This window comes from Allobacillus saliphilus (assembly GCF_018138385.1).
Taxonomy (GTDB): domain Bacteria; phylum Bacillota; class Bacilli; order Bacillales; family Alkalibacillaceae; genus Allobacillus; species Allobacillus saliphilus.
The window spans coordinates 1-18,484 of sequence record NZ_JAGSIE010000005.1 but is presented as its reverse complement, the minus strand read 5'-3'; the positions used below and the strand labels follow the sequence as shown (position 1 = coordinate 18,484).

Sequence of the window (18,484 nt, the reverse complement as noted above, 5' to 3'; positions counted from 1 at the left end):
AACAACAACATATCAGACTTTTGGGTGAGTCACTTGTGAATTGAAAATAAATTCATATTATTTCTTTTATTTGTTGTTAGCATTTTGCTGAACGTGGTATATTGTAATTACACAGTATTATGAAGGGAGTTTTATATTTAAGTGGTAAGAAATTTAAATAAAAAATATTGGATCATTGCTTTACTCATTATTCTCTTCATTTTATTTTTATATTTTATCTTGCCAATCTCAATACCTCTTATACTAGCATTTCTGACAGCTCTTGTTTTAAACCCTTTGATTCGTCTCTTCATGCGAAAACTGCGGTTAACTAGAATGACATCAGTATTGATTGTTTTTTTCGTTTTTATCCTATTCCTCGGAACAATCGGTACATATACAACGATAAAAACAATTGGTCAGGTCGTACACATGGCTGAAAACGCGCCATCTTATATTTCAAATGTTGAAGACGTATTGGTCGATTTAAGAGAAGATATTGAGTCGTATACGAAGGATTGGCCGCCTCAATTTATTCGAGAAGTGGAAGAACGAGCTATTCAAAACTTTGATAATTTCCAAGCACAACTAATGGAATATATTGAAATCGATAATATCGCACAAATTTTTGTTAAAATACCTGAATTTTTGGTTGGTTTAATCGTCTATTTAATTGCGCTATTTTTGTTTATGCTCGACTTGCCATTGTTGCGAAATAAAGTTTATTCATTCCTCTCTGAAGAGTCTCAAGAAAAACTGAAATACATGAATGCCAGGTTATCTCATGTGTTTCTCGGATTTTTTAAGGCACAATTTCTCGTTTCATTGATAATCCTTGGTGTTACTTTAGTAAGTTTGTTATTTATTACACCTGAGATTGCGATCATCATGTCAATAATCATTTGGCTTGTCGATTTAATTCCAATCATCGGTTCTATCATTGTTCTCGGTCCTTGGGCATTATATATGTTCATCATTGGAGACATTGGCATGGGGATACAACTTTCCATATTAGCAGTAATATTACTCGCTATACGCCGAATCATAGAGCCGAAAATGATGGGCCATCACATCGGCTTACGTGCCCTACCGACATTAATCTCTATGTATCTGGGCTTACAATTAATTGGCTTTGTCGGGTTCTTCCTTGGCCCATTAGTTGTCATCTTATTCAACTCAGCTCGTGAAGCAGGAATCATTCGGTTTAAAGTGAAATTTTAAGTTAACTAAAGACCTCAATTTCAGTCCTATATGACTAAATTGAGGTTTTTATATGCAACAAAGACTGTGACTTAGTTAGTACGACATTTTCAAATACCGCTATTACACTCGAACTACTTCACGCTTGTTTAAATTAAAAAACTCCAGGAAGAGACTAAACGTCTTTCCCTGGAGATAAGCACTTATGGTATTAGAAAATTGCTTTAAATAAGCTCGTGCTGTGTCCACCGTCATAAAGAACGTATAACAACAAGTAAACGGCAACACCTGTAATCGCTGTAAAGAACCAAATAATGCTTGTATAAGGTCCGATTTTACGATGTTTAGTAATCTTTCTTTTAAATGCTAACGTAAGGGAAATTATTCCGAAAACCCCTCCCGTTGTAGCCAAGAAAATGTGAAAAATTAGGAAAATCGTATAATAGATTTTTATATCATCCGGACCACCAAACGCTGTGTTTCCTATAAAGATCGTACGTGACATATATAGGATGAAAAAAGACAGCGCTGATATAGAAGCTAAAATCATTGTAATTCGATGAGCTTTATATTTTTTCTTTGCGATAAATATCCAACCGATTGCCACAAGTATCGCACTTAATATGATAAAGAATGTACTGATGGTTGGTAGAAATGGCATTTAAAATCAACCTCTTTCTGGTGTGATGGTTTGCTGTGATGATGGCAATGGATCGATTCCTCTGTTTTCACTGTTATACCAAGCATAAAACAATGCAGCTAAAACGCCACCGTAAATAAATTCTTGAGAAACTTTCATTACAATTCCTGCTAATTGTTGGTCATTCACTAGATCAACATTCATAAAGATTTGTGGTCCACCTAGATTTAAACCTTGTAATACTTCTACAGGGACACATAAGGCCAACGCGCTCATAAATGCATCCGGTTGTGAATAAGTTGCATATAATGGTGCATCAGCGAAGATGATTAGCGCACAGGACGGTGTAATCAATAAGCCACTTCCGAAAATGTAAAAGATTTTATATAGCGGTCGAATGATCACACGCTCTTTAAATGGTGTCATTAATGGCCACCAGAAAAAGAATGCCCCAACAAAAATCAACAATGTAATGCTCCAGTGTACAAAGTTATTCGTTTTGGAGAAATCCAGAATCACAGGTAAGTGATAAAACGAAAACATTGCATGAAATACAATGATCGCAATTAGTGGCTTGGTGAAAAAATTCATAATCGGACCAATGGTGCGATTGTTAAATACTTTTCTCCACCATTCTTCTGGAATCCCTTTGATCACAAGCATAGGCATAATCAAGTAAAAGATTACCATTTGCAACATATGGACTGACAGAAAGATATGGGACATGATATATAAAGGAGCACCTTTAATTAAATAAAATAACGCAAGCGCTAGATAAAACCAAAGTTGTTGCCTTCCACTTGGTCTCTCCTTTAACCCTGTCTTCTCTTTCAGTGGTCCGGTAAATAAGTAATATAATAAGCCTAATAAAATGGTTATTAGTAACGTTAATGGATTCCAAAGTGCTTGGAAACCAAATATTTGTAGTTTATCCCACATTTTTGAATTCACCTCGGGAGTTTTGTCTGTTACGTATTTACTTCAGTATACAACAATTTTTCATTGTACTCGACTCATAAAAGCAACGTTTGAAAAATTGTAATAAATAAATTCTCTTTCATTCACATTATTGACTTATTTTAAATCGTTTCACTCAATCAACTCGAATGCTTATGAGGCAACTAATTTAGTAATTTCTAATGCCCGCTTATTTTGTGGTAAAGGGACACGATGATCCAAATTGCTGTCGGAAGTACTATGCCCCCAATTACTCCTGCTGCTATAATATTAACTGCTGAACCTGTACCATTGGCAAAAACAATATAATAACAGCAATGCATAGTAAAAGGAATGGTATGATGGAACCTAAACTTGCTAGGCTCCTTCTTCCTTAACTTTCCATCTGTTACTGTAAGTTTTGATTGCCGTCCAAACTGCTGGTATAGATATTGCACTGAGCATAAAAGCTATTACGATAAACATCGATTTTAATGTTCCAGTAGTGATCAACACGCCGGCCCATGAAAATGCAGTTATTAATAAAGATGGAATGGCTAAGTTTTTCATTAATCTATTTGAACTTTTATACTTTTCAACCTTAGAATCGCGGTCAGTATGGATCGGTTTTGTACCGGGATGTGCACGAAATAAATGAACATTTCCTTCTGAGGTAACATGTGTCCATTCGGCAGACGAGAAGAAATCGAAGTACTCCTTTCTCTCATCCTCTTTTAACCAACGGTAATCAATACTATATATATAATCGGACTTCTCACCTCTCTCTCAAGTGAATAACCCATAAATTTAAAATCACTGACATGCTAACCTTTCAAAGAATACCGACGTAATTTTTCCATATCTTGATTCTCTGAAAAGGCTAAACCACCCGATGTTATATACTTTATTTGACTCATTCTTCACCCTCCCTCAATCCTGTATCCGCTAATTCAATCATCTGTTTCCTTATTTTGATATCCTCTTCCAACACTTTTCTCCCTTTATTAGTAAGCATATAGGTTTTGCGTCTTGAATCTGACTTATCATATAAATAGATCCATTCTTGTTTTAATAATTTCTTAATAATTGTGTACATGGAGGCAGGTCCAATCGTTACAGCTCCGTTTGTTGTTTCCTCAATTAAGCTCATAATGCCATAGCCATGTCTGGGATTTGTCAAAGCAGCCATAATATAAGCCATTGACTCTGTTAATTGCTCCGTTTCCTTCAATCGATCACCCTCTAAACCTTTATCATAATAAATCACTAAATGATATATCTAAATTAAATATATCATAAATTGATATACTTAATGTTGATTTATCATTTGTATATTCAAAATGACTTCCGAGTGATTGAGGATGACGTACAATAGTTTGTGTAAAACTCTTGAAGACAAAAAAAGAGGTAGGGTATCCTCAGAGTAAACAACGAAATCAACTCATGAAGGGAGAGGCCCTACCTCATGTCTACAAGTATAGGACAAAACAACCTCGAAAATCAATTGGACGAATTAGTCCGCTCTTTCGTCCAAGAGAAGCTAGAAACAATTATGAAGGAAGAGATGAATCAATTTTTCGAAGAAAATCCTGAGCTAAAAAACTATAAGAACGGCAGTTACGGTCGTCAATTGGATACGAAATACGGTCGCATCCAAGACCTCCAGGTGCCACGAGATCGAGAAAACGCGTTTCAGACACAAGTGTTCCAACCCTATCAGCGTTATGAACAGTGGTTGGGAGAAACAATTATCACCATGTATCAGAAAGGTATGAGTACGCGCGAAATCGGAAATTTCCTCGAGCGCATTCTTGGCCACGCTTACGCACCAGGTACCATCAGTAACATCACCGATGTGGTGATGGAAGATATCCGTGCCTGGCAGGAACGTTCACTTCAGAAAAGATATGCCGTGCTTTATCTCGATGGCACCTATCTGAAGTTGCGCAGGGATGATGTAGCTAACGAAGTCGTATACGTCGTCATTGGTGTCACGGAAGACGGCTATCGTGAGATTCTCGGCTTCTATGTCGGTGGCCAGGAAAGTTCCCTCGGCTGGGAGGAGGTGCTCTCCGATATCTACCGTCGTGGCTGTGAAGAAGTGCTTCTCGGTATTTTCGATGGTCTTCCAGGCCTGGAAGAAGCGATGAAAGCTATCTATCCGAAAGCTGATGTGCAGCGTTGTGTCGTCCATAAAGTACGGAACACGCTGAACAAGGTCCGACAGAAAGATCGCTCAGCGATCAGTCAAGACATGAAAGCTATCTATCAGTCCAACAGTAACGATGAAGCTGAAAAGCAGCTGGATGCCTTCTGTGAAACTTGGCAGAAGAAATATCCCAAAATCGCCAGGTCCTGGAGGGAGGACTTCAACGTCCTTACCACGTTCCTGAAATACCCTTCCTCTATCCGTCCGATGATTTACACGACAAACATCATCGAGCGCACCATGAAGGAGTTCAAGAAACGTCTGAAAACGATGAACAGTCTTCCCTCCGAAGAAGCCGTGGAAAAGGTGATTTATTTGGTTTCAGATGAATGCAACACCAAATGGTCTACGCGCAAACTCCGTGGGTTCAAAGAAGCAAGCCCTGAACTGCACGCCATGTTTGAGGAACGTTATGGATCTCAGACCGAAAGCGAGGAGGGGAAATAACCCTCCACCGGATCACCCTACTTTTTTACACAAACTTATTGACGGTACCTGATTGGAGGTCATTTTTTAAAATATATAACAACATTATACTTTAACAAATGCTTAAAAAAAGCTATAAAAGAGACGATCTCAATTCATATCAAGATCGTCCCATGATAATGACTATATTACTTGCTTCAGAAACTAACCTTTCTTTACTCTGCGAAATGAAAATTAGTTTTTCATTCTCGGGTCTAAAGCATCTCTCAATCCATCACCGATTAAATTAAAGCCTAAAACGACTAACATAATCGAGACTCCTGGAAAGATTAACGTCCATGGTGCAAGTTGAAGGAAGTCTCTTGAATCTGCTAGCATTTTCCCCCATTCTGGTGTTGGTGGTTGAGCGCCTAATCCTAAAAACCCTAAAGCTGCAGCTTCCAGAATAGCTGTTCCAAATCCGAGAGTAGCTTGCACAATAATTGGTGCTAAACTGTTCGGCAATATATGGTACATAATGATTCTGCCATTTTTCATTCCTTGTGCTTTAGCAGCAAGAACATATTCTTCTTCTCGCAAACTGATAACCTTTGAGCGTACGAGACGTCCAAAAATAGGTATATTGATGATTGCAATGGCAATCAACGCGTTCTCCAAGGATGATCCAAGAATTGCGACAACAGCGATGGCAAGAAGTATACTAGGGAAAGCCAGTAAAATATCAAATATTCTAGAGATGAGCATATCAATCCATCTACCAAAATACCCTGCAAAAATTCCTAGTAACGTTCCAAAAATCAATGCGCCAATCACTGCAAAAAAGCCAACGTATAGAGAGATTCTTGCTCCATAGGCAATTCGCGTAAATATGTCTCTACCTAAATCATCCGTACCTAACCAATGCTCTACTGATGGTGTAAGTAATCGATTGACAGGATCTTGGTCTTCAAACCCATATGGTGTAAGAATAGGGGCGAAAATTCCTAGTATCAAGAAGAAAACTATAATCAAAAATCCAGTAATAGCCATCCGGTTTTTCATAAGCTGTTGTAATGTTTCTTTTAAAGGGGAAGTTTCTTCGATTTCATCTGCATCCAGATTAAATTTCTTATTTGGTTGGTTGGCAATAACTTGTTGGTTGTCTTGTTTTTCTTCTTTATGCATTTTCATACCCCCTTAATATTTAATCCTTGGATCAATAAATGCGTAGAGCAAATCAACAACTAAATTTATAATGACAAACAAAAATGCAATGACCAAAATACCTGACTGAATGACAGGATAATCTCGGTAATTAATTGCTTCATATACATACCGTCCAATTCCTGGCCAACTGAAAATGGTTTCAGTTAAAATTGCGCCTCCGAGCAAGACACCTACCTGTAAACCAATGACCGTTAAAACAGGAATTATGGAATTTTTTAAAGCATGTTTATAAATAACTAAAAATTGCCCTGACCCCTTTGCTCTAATTGTTCTGACATAATCTGACTTCATCACTTCGAGCATACTTGACCGGGTCATTCTCGCAATGATTGCCATCGGAATTGTTCCTAAAGCAATACTTGGAAGAACTAGATGTTTCAAGGTTGTAATTAATTGCTTCATATCCATGTGTAATATGGAATCTATAACATAAAAGTGTGTAATCGGATCAATCGGATTGCGACTTTCTTGTCTACCATATGCCGGCAACCACCCTAGCTCTTGAGCAAATAACCATTGCTCCATAAGCGCCAACCAGAAAACAGGCATGGAAACACCAACTAAGGCGAAGACCATTGCCAAAAAATCAAACCATGAATTTTGTTTCCACGCACTAATAATTCCTGCATTAATTCCAATAAAAACGGCAAATATCATGGCAAAGAAAGTTAATTCCATCGTTGCAGCCAATCGAGGTCCGATTTCGGTGGTAATACTTGCTTTTGTTCTGAGGGAAGTACCTAGGTCGCCTTGAAGCAAATCACCTACATATGCTGTATATTGAATGAAATAATTTCGATTTAGTCCCATCGTTTCTTCCAAATTTGATATGGCCTCTTCGGTTGCTGTTTCACCTAAAATAGTTTGAGCTGGGTTTCCAGGTATCAAATGAATGATTGAAAACGTAATGACTGTCATTCCAAAAAGCACTGGAACAAGCATAAGTAAGCGACGGGATGTATATGCTAGCATGTCTTCGCCTCAATCCTTTCTATGTATCATTTAAATAAAAATGAAAGGCAGTAGAGGCTTTCTACTGCCCTATTCATTTTATTAACGATTTAATTCTACTTCTGCTAATGATTCACTCGTTGAAGGGTGAGGTACATAATTTTTAACATCGCTTGAAGTAGCTAACACTGGTTCGGAATGAACGAGTGGAATCATTGGTGATTCTTCATAGATGATTTCTTGAGCTTTCTTGTACAAATCTGCTCTTTCTTCTTGATCGACAGCTCGCTTCGCTTGATCGAGCAACTTATCTACTTCGTCGTTTTCATAGAAGGAACGGTTACTAGAGCCTGCGTTAGAGCCGTGCAATAGACTGCTTAAGAAGTAATCCGGATCTCCATTTGTTCCAGACCAACCAAGCATATAAAGCTCTTGTTCACCCGCTGCTGTTTTTTCCAGGTAAGGTGCCCATTCTTCTCGCACAATTTTAGCAGTTATACCAATTTCACCTAAGTCATTTTGAATAATTTCTGAGACGGTTTCAGGGTCCGGCATATACGGACGTGCAACTGGCATTGTCCATAACTCAATCTCTAAACCATCTTCATGACCTGCTTCTGCAAGTAACTCTTTCGATTTATCAAGATTATACTCATATAGTTCAAGCTCATCGTTATACCCAAGGTAACCAGGAGGTACTGGGTTTACAGCTGGTTGAGCATATCCAGCGTATAGAGCTTCCGCAATAGCAGAGCGGTCGATTGCGTGGTTAATCGCTTGACGAACCAATGGATCATCCAACGGTGCTTTTTGTGTATTCAATCCTAGATAGCCAAAGTTATTGGCTGCTCTCGTATGCAACACGAGGCTTTCTTCTTGTTCAATTCCAGCCGCATCATCTGGATTTAAGCCATCCATAATATCAATTTCACCTGAGCGCAGTGCAATTAAGCGAGCTGCATTATCAGGGATTACTTGGAAAATGACTTCATCTAATTTAGGTAGGCCCTCTTTACGATAATCTTCAAACTTTTCGAGAATAATTGAATCATCTTTACTCCAGCTTACGAATTTGAACGGCCCTGTTCCTACAGGATTTTCGTTAATCGATGCGCCATGCTCTTCTAAAGCTGCTGGCGATGTAATTGCAAAATAGCTCATTGCCATGTTTTGCAGGAAAAACCCTAACGGTTGATTAAGTACAAATTCGATTTCATGGTCATTGACGACGTTAATCTCTTTAATCACATGACCTTCATCTCCTTTGAATCCACCGAACATCGTTCCATACATAGAATAAACATATCCATCATCCGTAAAGGCAAATTCATGATCTGGATCAGCCCAACGCTCAAAATTCGTCTTAACTGCTTCAGCATTGAAATCTGTTCCATCATGGAAAGTTACGCCTTCTTCAAGCATGAATGTATAGGTTAACCCATCATCACTAACTTCCCAATCATGTGCAAGTCCTGCTTTTACTTCAAAAGAATCTTTTTCAAAATCAAGCAAACTCTCATAAATTTGCTTTGTTACACGAGAGGACTCTCCATCTGTTGTACTTGCGTAGTCCAAGCTTTCTGAATCTCCTCCACGTGCAAAGACAAGAACTTGGTCTCCTGCACTTTCACCAGAAGCTTCAGAATCACCTTCACCTTCTGATCCATCAGTTTCTTCACCATCTGATTCGGACGATTCTGTAGCATCTACTTCTTCAGCGGATTCATCTTCATCTCCGCTACAAGCTGCCAACACGAGTGTAATAGCTAGCATGAAAGTAAGAAAAAGTGTTAATCGGTACCTCATTAAATAGCCCCCTTTTATTAAATTTATATAAACATCGATCGCTTGACTAATTATATAAGTGACAAGCTACCAAATGTTTATCATCAACATTTTCAAACTCAGGTCTAACCTCTTTACATATGTCCATCGCATAAGGACAACGCGTATGGAATGCACAACCTGTCGGAGGATTGGAAGGGCTTGGTACATCACCTTCCAAAATAATTCTCTCCCGTTCAACATCTGGATCAGCAATAGGTACAGCCGACATCAAAGCTCGTGTATATGGATGTTTCGGATCTTCAAACAATGTATGTTTGTCTGTTAATTCAACCATTCTTCCTAAATACATGACACCTACACGATCACTAATATGTTTAACAACACTTAGGTCATGGGCGATAAAGACATAGGTTAATTTAAATTTGTCTCTTAGTTCTTCCATCAGGTTTAAAATTTGCGATTGCACAGAAACATCTAGTGCGGAAACTGGTTCATCACAAATAATTAGCTTTGGATTGTTCGCAAGAGCTCTCGCAATTCCAATTCGTTGACGTTGCCCACCACTGAACTGGTGTGGGTACCTAGATGCGTGATAAGCTTCTAACCCGACAATTTCAAGCAGTTCTTTAACTCGTTCCTTACGTTCTTTTGATGATTTCATCCCGTGAACTAGTAGAGGTTCACTAATGATTCGTTCCACCTTATGTCTAGGATTCAAAGAAGCATATGGATCTTGAAAAATAATCTGCATGTTCTTACGCAGCTGCCTCATTTCTTCGCTCGTTAAATCCGTTAAATCCGTACCCTCAAATTTAACGGAGCCATCCGTTGGCTCAATTAATCGTAAAATTGATTTTCCTGCTGTCGATTTACCACAACCGGATTCTCCGACAATTCCTAAAATCTCTCCTTCATTCACAGTAAATGATAAGTCATCAACAGCTTTTACTTCACCGACACTTTTTCCAAAAACACCACCTTTGATATCAAAATACTTTTTAAGATGGCTGACCTCAAGAATAGGTTCTGTCATTAGAAGGTACACCTCTTTCTATCTCTTTCTCATAAAGAAAGCATCTGACCTGTCTACCAGTGTCTTGCTCAAGCAGTTCAGGGTTCTCTTCCCAACAGCGGTCAAATGCGTAATCGCACCTAGGTGCAAATCGACAGCCAACTTGGTCTAAAGATGGACGCATCACCGTTCCAGGTATCGAGTATAATTTTTGGTCCGTAGCTTTAATATTAGGTAATGACCGAATTAAACCTTTTGTATATGGATGCTTCGGGTCTTTCAAGATTTCACGCACAGTTCCTTCTTCAACAACTTTGCCTGAATACATGACAACTACACGATCACACATCTCTGCAACAACGCCTAAATCGTGAGTAATCAATAAAATGGAAGTCTGTTTCTCTTTATTTAACTTTCTCATCAGGTCTAATATTTGTGCTTGGATGGTAACGTCTAAGGCTGTTGTTGGTTCATCGGCAATTAAAACCTCAGGATCACACGACATAGCCATGGCAATCATGACTCTTTGTCTCATCCCACCAGATAATTGATGTGGAAATTCATCAACAACTTCACTGGCTCTCGGTATACCAACTAAGTTCAATAATTCAATTGCAGATGATTTTGCTTGTTTTTTACTAACCTTTTGATGAATTCGAATTGCTTCAATCAATTGATTTCCAATGGTAAAAAGCGGGTCTAATGAAGTCATTGGTTCTTGGAAAATCATAGATATTTCATTCCCACGTATTTTCCGCATTTGTTTCTCGGACGCATCGGTCAAATTTTTTCCTTTAAAATAAATATTGCCATTAACGATCTTGCCCGGGGGATTTGGAACAAGTTGCATGATGGATAAAGAAGTTACGCTCTTTCCGCAACCAGACTCCCCAACGATTCCTACGACTTCTCCTTTATGTAAATCAATACTGACACCATCAACAGCAGGAACTTCTTTATTATCCGTAAAAAAATGGGTATGTAAATCTTGTACTGTAAGAATTGGTTCAGACATAAAGTTCCCCTCCAACAATGATTTGTGCTCCTTGTAAATAAACTGAATATTGTTAATTATATTATAATATACAGAAAACTTTGGTAATTATCAACAGTATAATTAAAATTATTCGAATAGAAATCTAACAAACGTCTTGAATACAATCCCAAACAGTGTATTAATGCACAATATATTATATAGATATGAACAAAAAAAAGAACCAACTACTCTATATCGAGTAGTTGGTTCTTTGATAAACGTATTTTTATGGTATTATCCCCACCAAACAATGGTGGTAAGAGCTAATACTGTCAAAAATGCTGCAAAAATTCCTGAGAAGATCATCGTTGTTGGCCAGCTATGTCCTTCGTTACTCATGTGCATAAAGTAAAAGAATTGGAAACCAACTTGGACAATTGCCAACACAATAATAATTGGAATTGTAAACAATTTACTAACATCGGCCATTACAATACCGAAAGCAATAAGAGTGAAAATGATCATCATCGCAAAGGTAATAATTTGATGTTTCATTTCCTCTTTCTTTTTTTCTCTGTAGAAGAGGTCTTTTTCAGTTAGGTTAGTGGAATTATTTTGATTTGCCATAGTTTAACCTACCACTCCCATCAAGTAAACTACTGTGAAAATGAACACCCATACAACGTCGATAAAGTGCCAGTAAAGACTTGCGATATAGAACTTAGGTGCGTTGTACAAGTTGATGCCACGCTTTCTGTTTCTCACCATCAACAGGATGAACCATCCTAAACCGAATGCTACGTGAGCACCGTGGAACCCAACTAAAGCATAGAATGCTGATGAAAATGCTGAAGTTGTAAATCCATGTCCGTAATCATTTACATAATGATAAAATTCATAAACCTCTAAGCCGAGGAAAGAGAAACCTAATAGAACTGTGATCCCTAACCAAAGCATCATCTTCTTATGGTCATTATTTTTCATGTGATAAATCGCATAAACGCTCGTCAAGGAACTTGTCAAAAGAATCATTGTCATGATGAAGACTAGTCCAAGGCCATAAAGCTCGCTGGCCGGGACTCCGTCTAAATGAGAATTTTTCAGTGCTAAATAAGTTCCAAATAAACTTGCAAACAAGACTGTTTCTCCACCAAGGAAGAACCAAAATCCTAAGAATTTGTTTTTTCCTTCAAGGGTGGCTCTTTCGGGATCATGTGGCAAGTTAGTTGATTTCAAAAGCTCATCAGCCATTAGAACCATCCCCCTCTTTTTCAAAATCTTCTTTGTGAATATGATAACCTAAATCATCTTTCAAGGAACGGACAGCCATGCTACCGAAGAAGATGATAAATCCGATTGCAGCGACAATCCACCACATTGGATTATCCACTTGATAGATAATACCGATCCCTGCAATACCTAAGCCAACAGACATGACGAAAGGAATGAATGAGTTATTCGGCATATGAACGTCACCTAGAGGTTCAGCTGGTTGCATCTTACCATTGCCTTCAGTCTTCTCAATCCATAAAGGATCCAATCCACGTACCAATGGCAACTGTTTAAAGTTATAGAATGGTGGCGGTGAAGCAATTGCCCATTCAAGTGTACGACCATCCCATGGATCTGCAGGAGCTTGAGGTGCTTTCAGAGCAGTCCAAATCATGTTATAGATGAACAAGATTGTTCCTGCTGCCATAAAGAATGCACCTATCGTACTAATTAGGTTGAATAAATCTAATCCTTGGCCTTCCAAGAATACCCAGTAACGACGAGGCATACCCATTAGTCCCAAGAAATGTTGTAAAAAGAACGTTAAATGGAAACCAATGAAGAATAGCCAGAAGAACCAATGGTTCATAGTCTCGTTGAGTACTTTACCAAACATTTTTGGCCACCAATAAATTAAACCTGCAAAAATTCCGAATACAGTTCCTCCCACAATTACATAGTGGAAGTGAGCAACAACGAAATATGTGTCATGATACTGGAAGTCAGCAGCTGCTGCACCTAGCATAACACCTGTCATTCCACCAATCGTAAATGACGGGATAAAACCTAAAGCAAATAACATTGGTGAGTTGAAACGGAGCGTCCCACCCCACATTGTAAATAGCCAGTTAAAGATCTTAATCCCTGTCGGAACAGCGATCGCCATCGTTGCAATCGCAAAAATTGAGTTAGCGATTGGTCCAAGACCAACTGTAAACATATGGTGTGCCCAAACCATGAATCCTAAAAAGGCAATTAATACGGTCGCGAACACCATTGAAGAGTAACCAAATAAGCGTTTCTTAGAAAATGTTGAAATAACTTCACTGAACACACCGAATGCCGGTAGAATCAGTATATATACTTCAGGGTGTCCAAATATCCAGAATAAATGCTCCCAGATAATGACGTTACCACCCATGGACGGATCAAAGAAGTTTGCTCCGAACAATCTGTCAAATGTTAGTAAGAACAGACCTACAGTCAATGCAGGGAATGCAAATAGGATTAATACACTCGCAATAAATGTTGTCCATGAGAACAGTGGCATACGCATCATCGTCATACCTGGAGTACGCATTGTAATAACTGTTACAAGGAAATTAATCCCACCCATTAATGTACCAAAACCTGCAATTTGTAGACCGATGGAATAATAATCAAGTCCATGGCTTTCCGAGAATATCGATAATGGAGTATAAGCAGTCCAACCAGCGTCTGGTGCTCCTCCTGTAAACCATGAAATATTAACAACAATACCACCAACTAGAAACAGCCAAAAACCTAAGGCGTTTACAAATGGAAAAGCAACGTCACGTGCTCCAATTTGGAGTGGCATCGCAATGTTCATTAAAGCGAACAACAACGGCATAGCTGCAAGGAAAATCATTGTTGTACCATGCATTGTCATTAATTCGTTATAAAACTGAGCCGAAACAAAGTTATTATCTGGTTGTATTAATTGGATTCGGACCAACATAGCTTCCAAACCACCGAGAATGAAGAAAAAGAATCCACCAAACAAGTACAATATGGCAATCTTTTTATGGTCTACAGTGGTTAAGTAATCCCATAATACGGAACCGAATCCAGCTTTTTTATTAGCTGTTGCACTCACGATATTAACCTCCCTATGTTAGTTCTATTCATCTGAAATATAGTTATATTAATTACTGTCAGAGTCCTCTTCTGAATCTTCTTCAGATTCTTCCTCTGATTTTTCTTGAGAACTTTCATCTTTTTCTTCATCAACAAATAAATCACTTAAATCAGATTCGATGTATTCATTATCATTTGCATTTTCAGGTGTGATTTCACTTGGGCTCAATGACATTAAGTATTCAGCTACTTGTTCCAACTCTTCATCAGAAAGGTCGTAAGCTGCACTTGTCATCAAGTTTCCAGGTTTCATATCTTTACCTTTTGTTTCAATCCATTCAATTAAGTTTTCTTTGTTATATTCAAGAACTCCTGCAATTCGCTCACGGTCACCAAAGTTGGACACGTTCGGCCCGATTTTGTTTGGAGAAGTTCCGTTAGCGTGACAAGACATACAGTTATTAGCAAAAACTTCTTGACCAGCTGCAGCAACTTCACTTTCTGGTGTTGCTTCCGGATCAATGTTACGCATGTCTTTTACCCATTGTTCAAATTCTCCAGGGCTTACTGCAACTACTTTGAAGTCCATCAATGAGTGTGACGGTCCACAGAACTCAGCACATTTACCCCAGTAAACGCCTTCTTTCTCAGCGTCTATCCAAATTTCATTCCGGTTACCTGTTGGGTTTACGTCGATCTTACCTTGTAATGTAGGAACCCAGAAAGAGTGAATGACATCTTCTGAATGCAATGATAGGAATACACGGCGGTCAGTTGGAATGTATAATTCCTGACTTGTAGTGACGTCCATTCCATCATATTCGAAATGCCACCAGTATTGTTTACCAGTTACGTTTATCCAAATTTGATCTTCTTCACCTTCAGCACTTACTTGTGGCGAAGTATCTACCAAGGAGAAGGTATATTGTACGGTTGGTACAGCTAAAATCAAAATAAGGAAAATTGGAACAACTGTCCATAATGTTTCTAACGTATGGCTTCCTTCAACCTGTTCCGGTATAAAGTCCTCTTGTCCTTTTTTCTGACGGAATTTTAAAATTACAAATACATAAATGACCATAACTACTACGAAAACAAACATCATGACAGCAATACTTAAAATCATCAGGCTAAGAATATCACTTGCACCTTGTCCTTGTGGACGGAGCGCACTTAGAAATTCTTCACCACAACCTGACAAAATAAGCGCTAGAGTCATTAAAGCACCTACGGCTTTAAACTTACTAGTCAAACCTTTCATGTCTTTGGATACCTCTCTTTCTCTTATTCATTCTTATGTTGTATGAAATTTATAAAAGAATTAAGAAATAAATTCTTAATTATTTCAAATGATTTGTGGAATTGTCGCAATGACTATTCCGATGAAAAACAAGGTTAGGTAGTTTAATGAATATAGAAACATTCTTCTTGCCCATTTGGTATCATCCTTTGTACGAAAACCTGCGAAAGCGAGGACGACCCAACCGAGCGTTAATAATGTAGCAAACACCATAAATATGGTGCCTAATGAAAAGAAATAAAATGGTAAAGGCAATAGACAAATCGTATAAATGAAAATTTGTCTTTTCGTAATTTTATTACCATATACAACTGGCAGCATCGGTACATTAGCTGTTGAATAATCTTCTTTTTTCATTATAGCCAATGATAGAAAATGTGGAATTTGCCAGAGAAACATAATTAAAAACAAAACTAATGCGACTGGATGTAATGTAGAGTCTACGGCTGCCCAGCCAATTAACGGTGGAGCTGCTCCAGAAAAACATCCAACGACAGTATTAATCGTATACTTTCTTTTTGACCACATTGTGTATAGAAATACATAGACAAACCAACCAAATAATCCAAAAAACGCTGCAACTGGAGAAACAAGGAACAACACGATCATTCCTATTGCTGAAAACCCTATTCCCATGGCGAGTACCACTGATAAAGGAATAGTTCCAGTAATTGTCGCCCTTTCTTTTGTGCGTGCCATTAAATGATCAATATCACGATCATAGTAATTATTGATGACACAACCACCAGCGATAACAAGCGCTGTACCTGCCATCATTCCAATAAATGCAAGCCAGTTGTTTGAAAAGGTTTGATTTGTATAGTATAACGCAAGCCAAAAACCCGCGAAAGCTGTCATAAGATTGGAATTGACAATTCCTATCTTAATCAATGCGAGAAAGTCTGTCCACAGGGCTTTTACACCAGTATTCGGTGAATCCATCAACTGTGAGGACGTAGATTGAACTGTGCGTGATTCATTCATTGTAGGATCCCCTCTCGTTTAAACCCTTTTTACATTTATAGCCTAACCTACATAATGTTTCATTTTATTTACATAGTTATTGTACCATGTAAACACAACTACTTCTATTAAAGCATATATTGATTTCTTATGTGTGAAAAATATGTGAAAAGTGACTGTAATATCTTTTTTGTAACTCTGCTACGTGACGTTCAGTAAGTATTTATACCATTATTCTAACCTATTTTTTGTCGAAACTAAACCCTTTTCATTTTTAGTAGCCGGTAGTACACTGTTTTGTTACTGAATATATACATTATAGCTAATGTTAAAAAGTTGTAACCATTGTTTATTTCCATCTAATTGATTTTGTATTAAAATAGGTTATGAATGTGTTTATGCCTATCAGAAAGGTGAATTTATTATATGAAGAAATTACTACAACCGAAACCGATTGCTATCATCACTTCAATCTCTATGTTTTTCGTTTTAATCGGTGGAGCATTAGTTACAAAAACGGAATCGGGCCTTGGCTGTGGCCGTAGTTGGCCGCTATGTGATGGTCAGTTGATCCCTACCGACATAACTTTCGAATTAGTCGTAGAATTTGGGCACCGAATCATGTCTGGTATTGGCATTATTCTTGTCTTGTTACTTTCTTATATCGCATGGAAAGACTATCGTGATATCAAAGAAACAAAATTTTTGGTCTACCTTTCGATTTTATTTTTAATCATCCAATCCTTACTAGGGGCTGCAGCCGTTCTTTTTGAACAATCAAGTATTATTAAAGCGATGCACTTTGGTATATCTCTTGTAGCCTTCGCTGCTTCTGTACTTTTAGCTTTGATCATATTTGATGTCGATCGCAAGCTACACACCGAACGTGTTCACATACCAAAATGGTTACGCATAAACTTTTGGGGATTGTTCGTTTATACGTTAATCGTTGTCTATTCTGGAGCGTTGGTCCGACACAAATATTCGAGCTTAGTCTGCCCTGATTGGCCCTTCTGCTATAACAATTCGCCAACTATGGCTGGATTATCTACGGATCAGTGGATTCAAATGGGTCATCGGTTAATGGCCGGAATCTTATTTTTGTGGGTAGTTATTTTATTTATTCAGGTAATACGAAAAATAAGTCAACCGTTCATTCGTAAAGTTTGGTTAATTGCAACGATCTTTATTTTGTTGCAGGTTGTGCTTGGTGCATTTATTATTTTCACTACAGGGAATATCTTCGTAGGATTATTGCACGCTACGTTCATATCATTATTCTTTACAATCCTTTGCTATTTCTTAATGTTGGCACGGAGAAGTAAATTAGCAAATGAGCAATAATAATCGTCGTCACCAAACAAGGTGACGGCTTTTTTATTTTTGGGCTCTGTTAAAGGTTATTGTTGTTCTTCAATCAATGTAGCACTGAGTAGTTGAATTGCGGATCGCATTGATGGCGACTCTAGCGGGACAACATATAAAAGAATTTCCGCCAAAACCGCACACGTCCTCTGTGTAAAGCATTCCGCCGATGAACCATGTAAAGCCACCGATAAACCGAGTGAAGCCGTTGAAAAACTATGTGAAGCCGCCGATAAACCATGTGAAGCCGCCGATAAACCGGGCGAAGCCGTCGATAAATCGTGGAGAAACCAATATTGAACAACGGACTTTAACAAAACCTTATATTTAATTCGTTTACTCAATCGAGTAGGAGGAGGTAGTTAGCCTCCGACCTCTCACACCACCGTACGTACGGTTCCGTATACGGCGGTTCAATTTTATATTAGGCATGTAATTTCATA

Annotated in this window: 18 protein-coding genes; 3 read left to right on the top strand and 15 right to left on the bottom strand. The window is 38.2% G+C overall.

Features of this window, described 5'->3' with window-relative positions:
• The first annotated feature begins 141 nt into the window (after nt 1–141).
• Nucleotides 142–1,200, top strand: coding sequence for a sporulation integral membrane protein YtvI (gene ytvI, locus KC820_RS01275; RefSeq protein WP_212367346.1), 1,059 nt, complete (start codon nt 142–144; stop codon nt 1,198–1,200).
• A gap of 190 nt (nt 1,201–1,390) precedes the next feature.
• Here ytvI and KC820_RS01270 read toward each other — a convergent pair whose 3' ends face one another.
• The 4 genes from KC820_RS01270 to KC820_RS01255 all read right to left on the bottom strand — a co-directional run bounded on the left by KC820_RS01270 (nt 1,391) and on the right by KC820_RS01255 (nt 3,986).
• Nucleotides 1,391–1,840, bottom strand: a complete 450-nt coding sequence (locus KC820_RS01270) for a DUF420 domain-containing protein (protein WP_144087628.1) — start codon at nt 1,838–1,840, stop codon at nt 1,391–1,393.
• A 6-nt stretch (nt 1,841–1,846) separates the two neighbouring features.
• Complete coding sequence (gene ctaG, locus KC820_RS01265) at nt 1,847–2,758, bottom strand: cytochrome c oxidase assembly factor CtaG (protein ID WP_212367345.1); 912 nt, start codon at nt 2,756–2,758, stop codon at nt 1,847–1,849.
• 375 nt (nt 2,759–3,133) lie between these two features.
• Nucleotides 3,134–3,508, bottom strand: coding sequence for a DUF2812 domain-containing protein (locus KC820_RS13145; protein WP_336511004.1), 375 nt, complete (start codon nt 3,506–3,508; stop codon nt 3,134–3,136).
• A gap of 160 nt (nt 3,509–3,668) precedes the next feature.
• On the bottom strand, nt 3,669–3,986 hold the full coding sequence (locus KC820_RS01255) for a PadR family transcriptional regulator (RefSeq protein WP_212367430.1): 318 nt from the start codon (nt 3,984–3,986) through the stop codon (nt 3,669–3,671).
• Between the two features lie 234 nt (nt 3,987–4,220).
• Between KC820_RS01255 and KC820_RS01250 the strand changes: the two genes are divergently transcribed.
• The gene (locus tag KC820_RS01250; RefSeq protein WP_212367344.1) at nt 4,221–5,411 is read left to right on the top strand and encodes an IS256 family transposase; all 1,191 of its coding nucleotides are present in this window, start codon (nt 4,221–4,223) and stop codon (nt 5,409–5,411) included.
• A gap of 213 nt (nt 5,412–5,624) precedes the next feature.
• On the opposite strand, the gene KC820_RS01245 is transcribed toward KC820_RS01250, so the two are convergent.
• The 10 genes from KC820_RS01245 to cyoE form a co-directional block, all read right to left on the bottom strand.
• Nucleotides 5,625–6,554: an ABC transporter permease gene (locus KC820_RS01245; protein WP_212367343.1), complete on the bottom strand. Its 930-nt coding sequence runs from the start codon at nt 6,552–6,554 to the stop codon at nt 5,625–5,627.
• Nucleotides 6,555–6,566: 12 nt separating this feature from the next.
• Nucleotides 6,567–7,568 (bottom strand): ABC transporter permease, encoded by a 1,002-nt coding sequence (locus KC820_RS01240; RefSeq protein ID WP_212367342.1) that lies wholly within the window; start codon nt 7,566–7,568, stop codon nt 6,567–6,569.
• Between the two features lie 81 nt (nt 7,569–7,649).
• Entirely contained in the window at nt 7,650–9,353 is a 1,704-nt protein-coding gene (locus KC820_RS01235) for an ABC transporter substrate-binding protein (RefSeq protein ID WP_212367341.1), read from the bottom strand.
• Nucleotides 9,354–9,399: 46 nt separating this feature from the next.
• On the bottom strand, nt 9,400–10,368 hold the full coding sequence (locus KC820_RS01230) for an ABC transporter ATP-binding protein (protein ID WP_144088708.1): 969 nt from the start codon (nt 10,366–10,368) through the stop codon (nt 9,400–9,402).
• Nucleotides 10,349–11,362, bottom strand: a complete 1,014-nt coding sequence (locus KC820_RS01225) for an ABC transporter ATP-binding protein (RefSeq protein WP_144088707.1) — start codon at nt 11,360–11,362, stop codon at nt 10,349–10,351. The genes KC820_RS01230 and KC820_RS01225 overlap by 20 nt, the downstream gene beginning before the upstream one ends.
• Nucleotides 11,363–11,617: 255 nt before the next feature.
• The gene (ctaF, locus tag KC820_RS01220) at nt 11,618–11,950 is read right to left on the bottom strand and encodes a cytochrome c oxidase subunit IVB (protein WP_144088706.1); all 333 of its coding nucleotides are present in this window, start codon (nt 11,948–11,950) and stop codon (nt 11,618–11,620) included.
• Between the two features lie 3 nt (nt 11,951–11,953).
• The gene (locus KC820_RS01215) at nt 11,954–12,574 is read right to left on the bottom strand and encodes a cytochrome (ubi)quinol oxidase subunit III (RefSeq protein ID WP_144088705.1); all 621 of its coding nucleotides are present in this window, start codon (nt 12,572–12,574) and stop codon (nt 11,954–11,956) included.
• Nucleotides 12,567–14,432 (bottom strand): cytochrome c oxidase subunit I, encoded by a 1,866-nt coding sequence (ctaD, locus tag KC820_RS01210; RefSeq protein WP_144088704.1) that lies wholly within the window; start codon nt 14,430–14,432, stop codon nt 12,567–12,569. The genes KC820_RS01215 and ctaD overlap by 8 nt, the downstream gene beginning before the upstream one ends.
• A 48-nt stretch (nt 14,433–14,480) precedes the next feature.
• Nucleotides 14,481–15,674, bottom strand: coding sequence for a cytochrome c oxidase subunit II (gene coxB, locus KC820_RS01205; RefSeq protein WP_144088703.1), 1,194 nt, complete (start codon nt 15,672–15,674; stop codon nt 14,481–14,483).
• A gap of 84 nt (nt 15,675–15,758) precedes the next feature.
• Nucleotides 15,759–16,697: a heme o synthase gene (cyoE, locus tag KC820_RS01200; RefSeq protein ID WP_212367340.1), complete on the bottom strand. Its 939-nt coding sequence runs from the start codon at nt 16,695–16,697 to the stop codon at nt 15,759–15,761.
• A gap of 405 nt (nt 16,698–17,102) precedes the next feature.
• Between cyoE and KC820_RS01195 the strand changes: the two genes are divergently transcribed.
• The gene (locus KC820_RS01195) at nt 17,103–18,020 is read left to right on the top strand and encodes a COX15/CtaA family protein (protein ID WP_212367339.1); all 918 of its coding nucleotides are present in this window, start codon (nt 17,103–17,105) and stop codon (nt 18,018–18,020) included.
• A 56-nt stretch (nt 18,021–18,076) separates the two neighbouring features.
• Here KC820_RS01195 and KC820_RS01190 read toward each other — a convergent pair whose 3' ends face one another.
• Nucleotides 18,077–18,385: a hypothetical protein gene (locus KC820_RS01190; protein WP_212367337.1), complete on the bottom strand. Its 309-nt coding sequence runs from the start codon at nt 18,383–18,385 to the stop codon at nt 18,077–18,079.
• Nucleotides 18,386–18,484 lie beyond the last annotated feature (99 nt).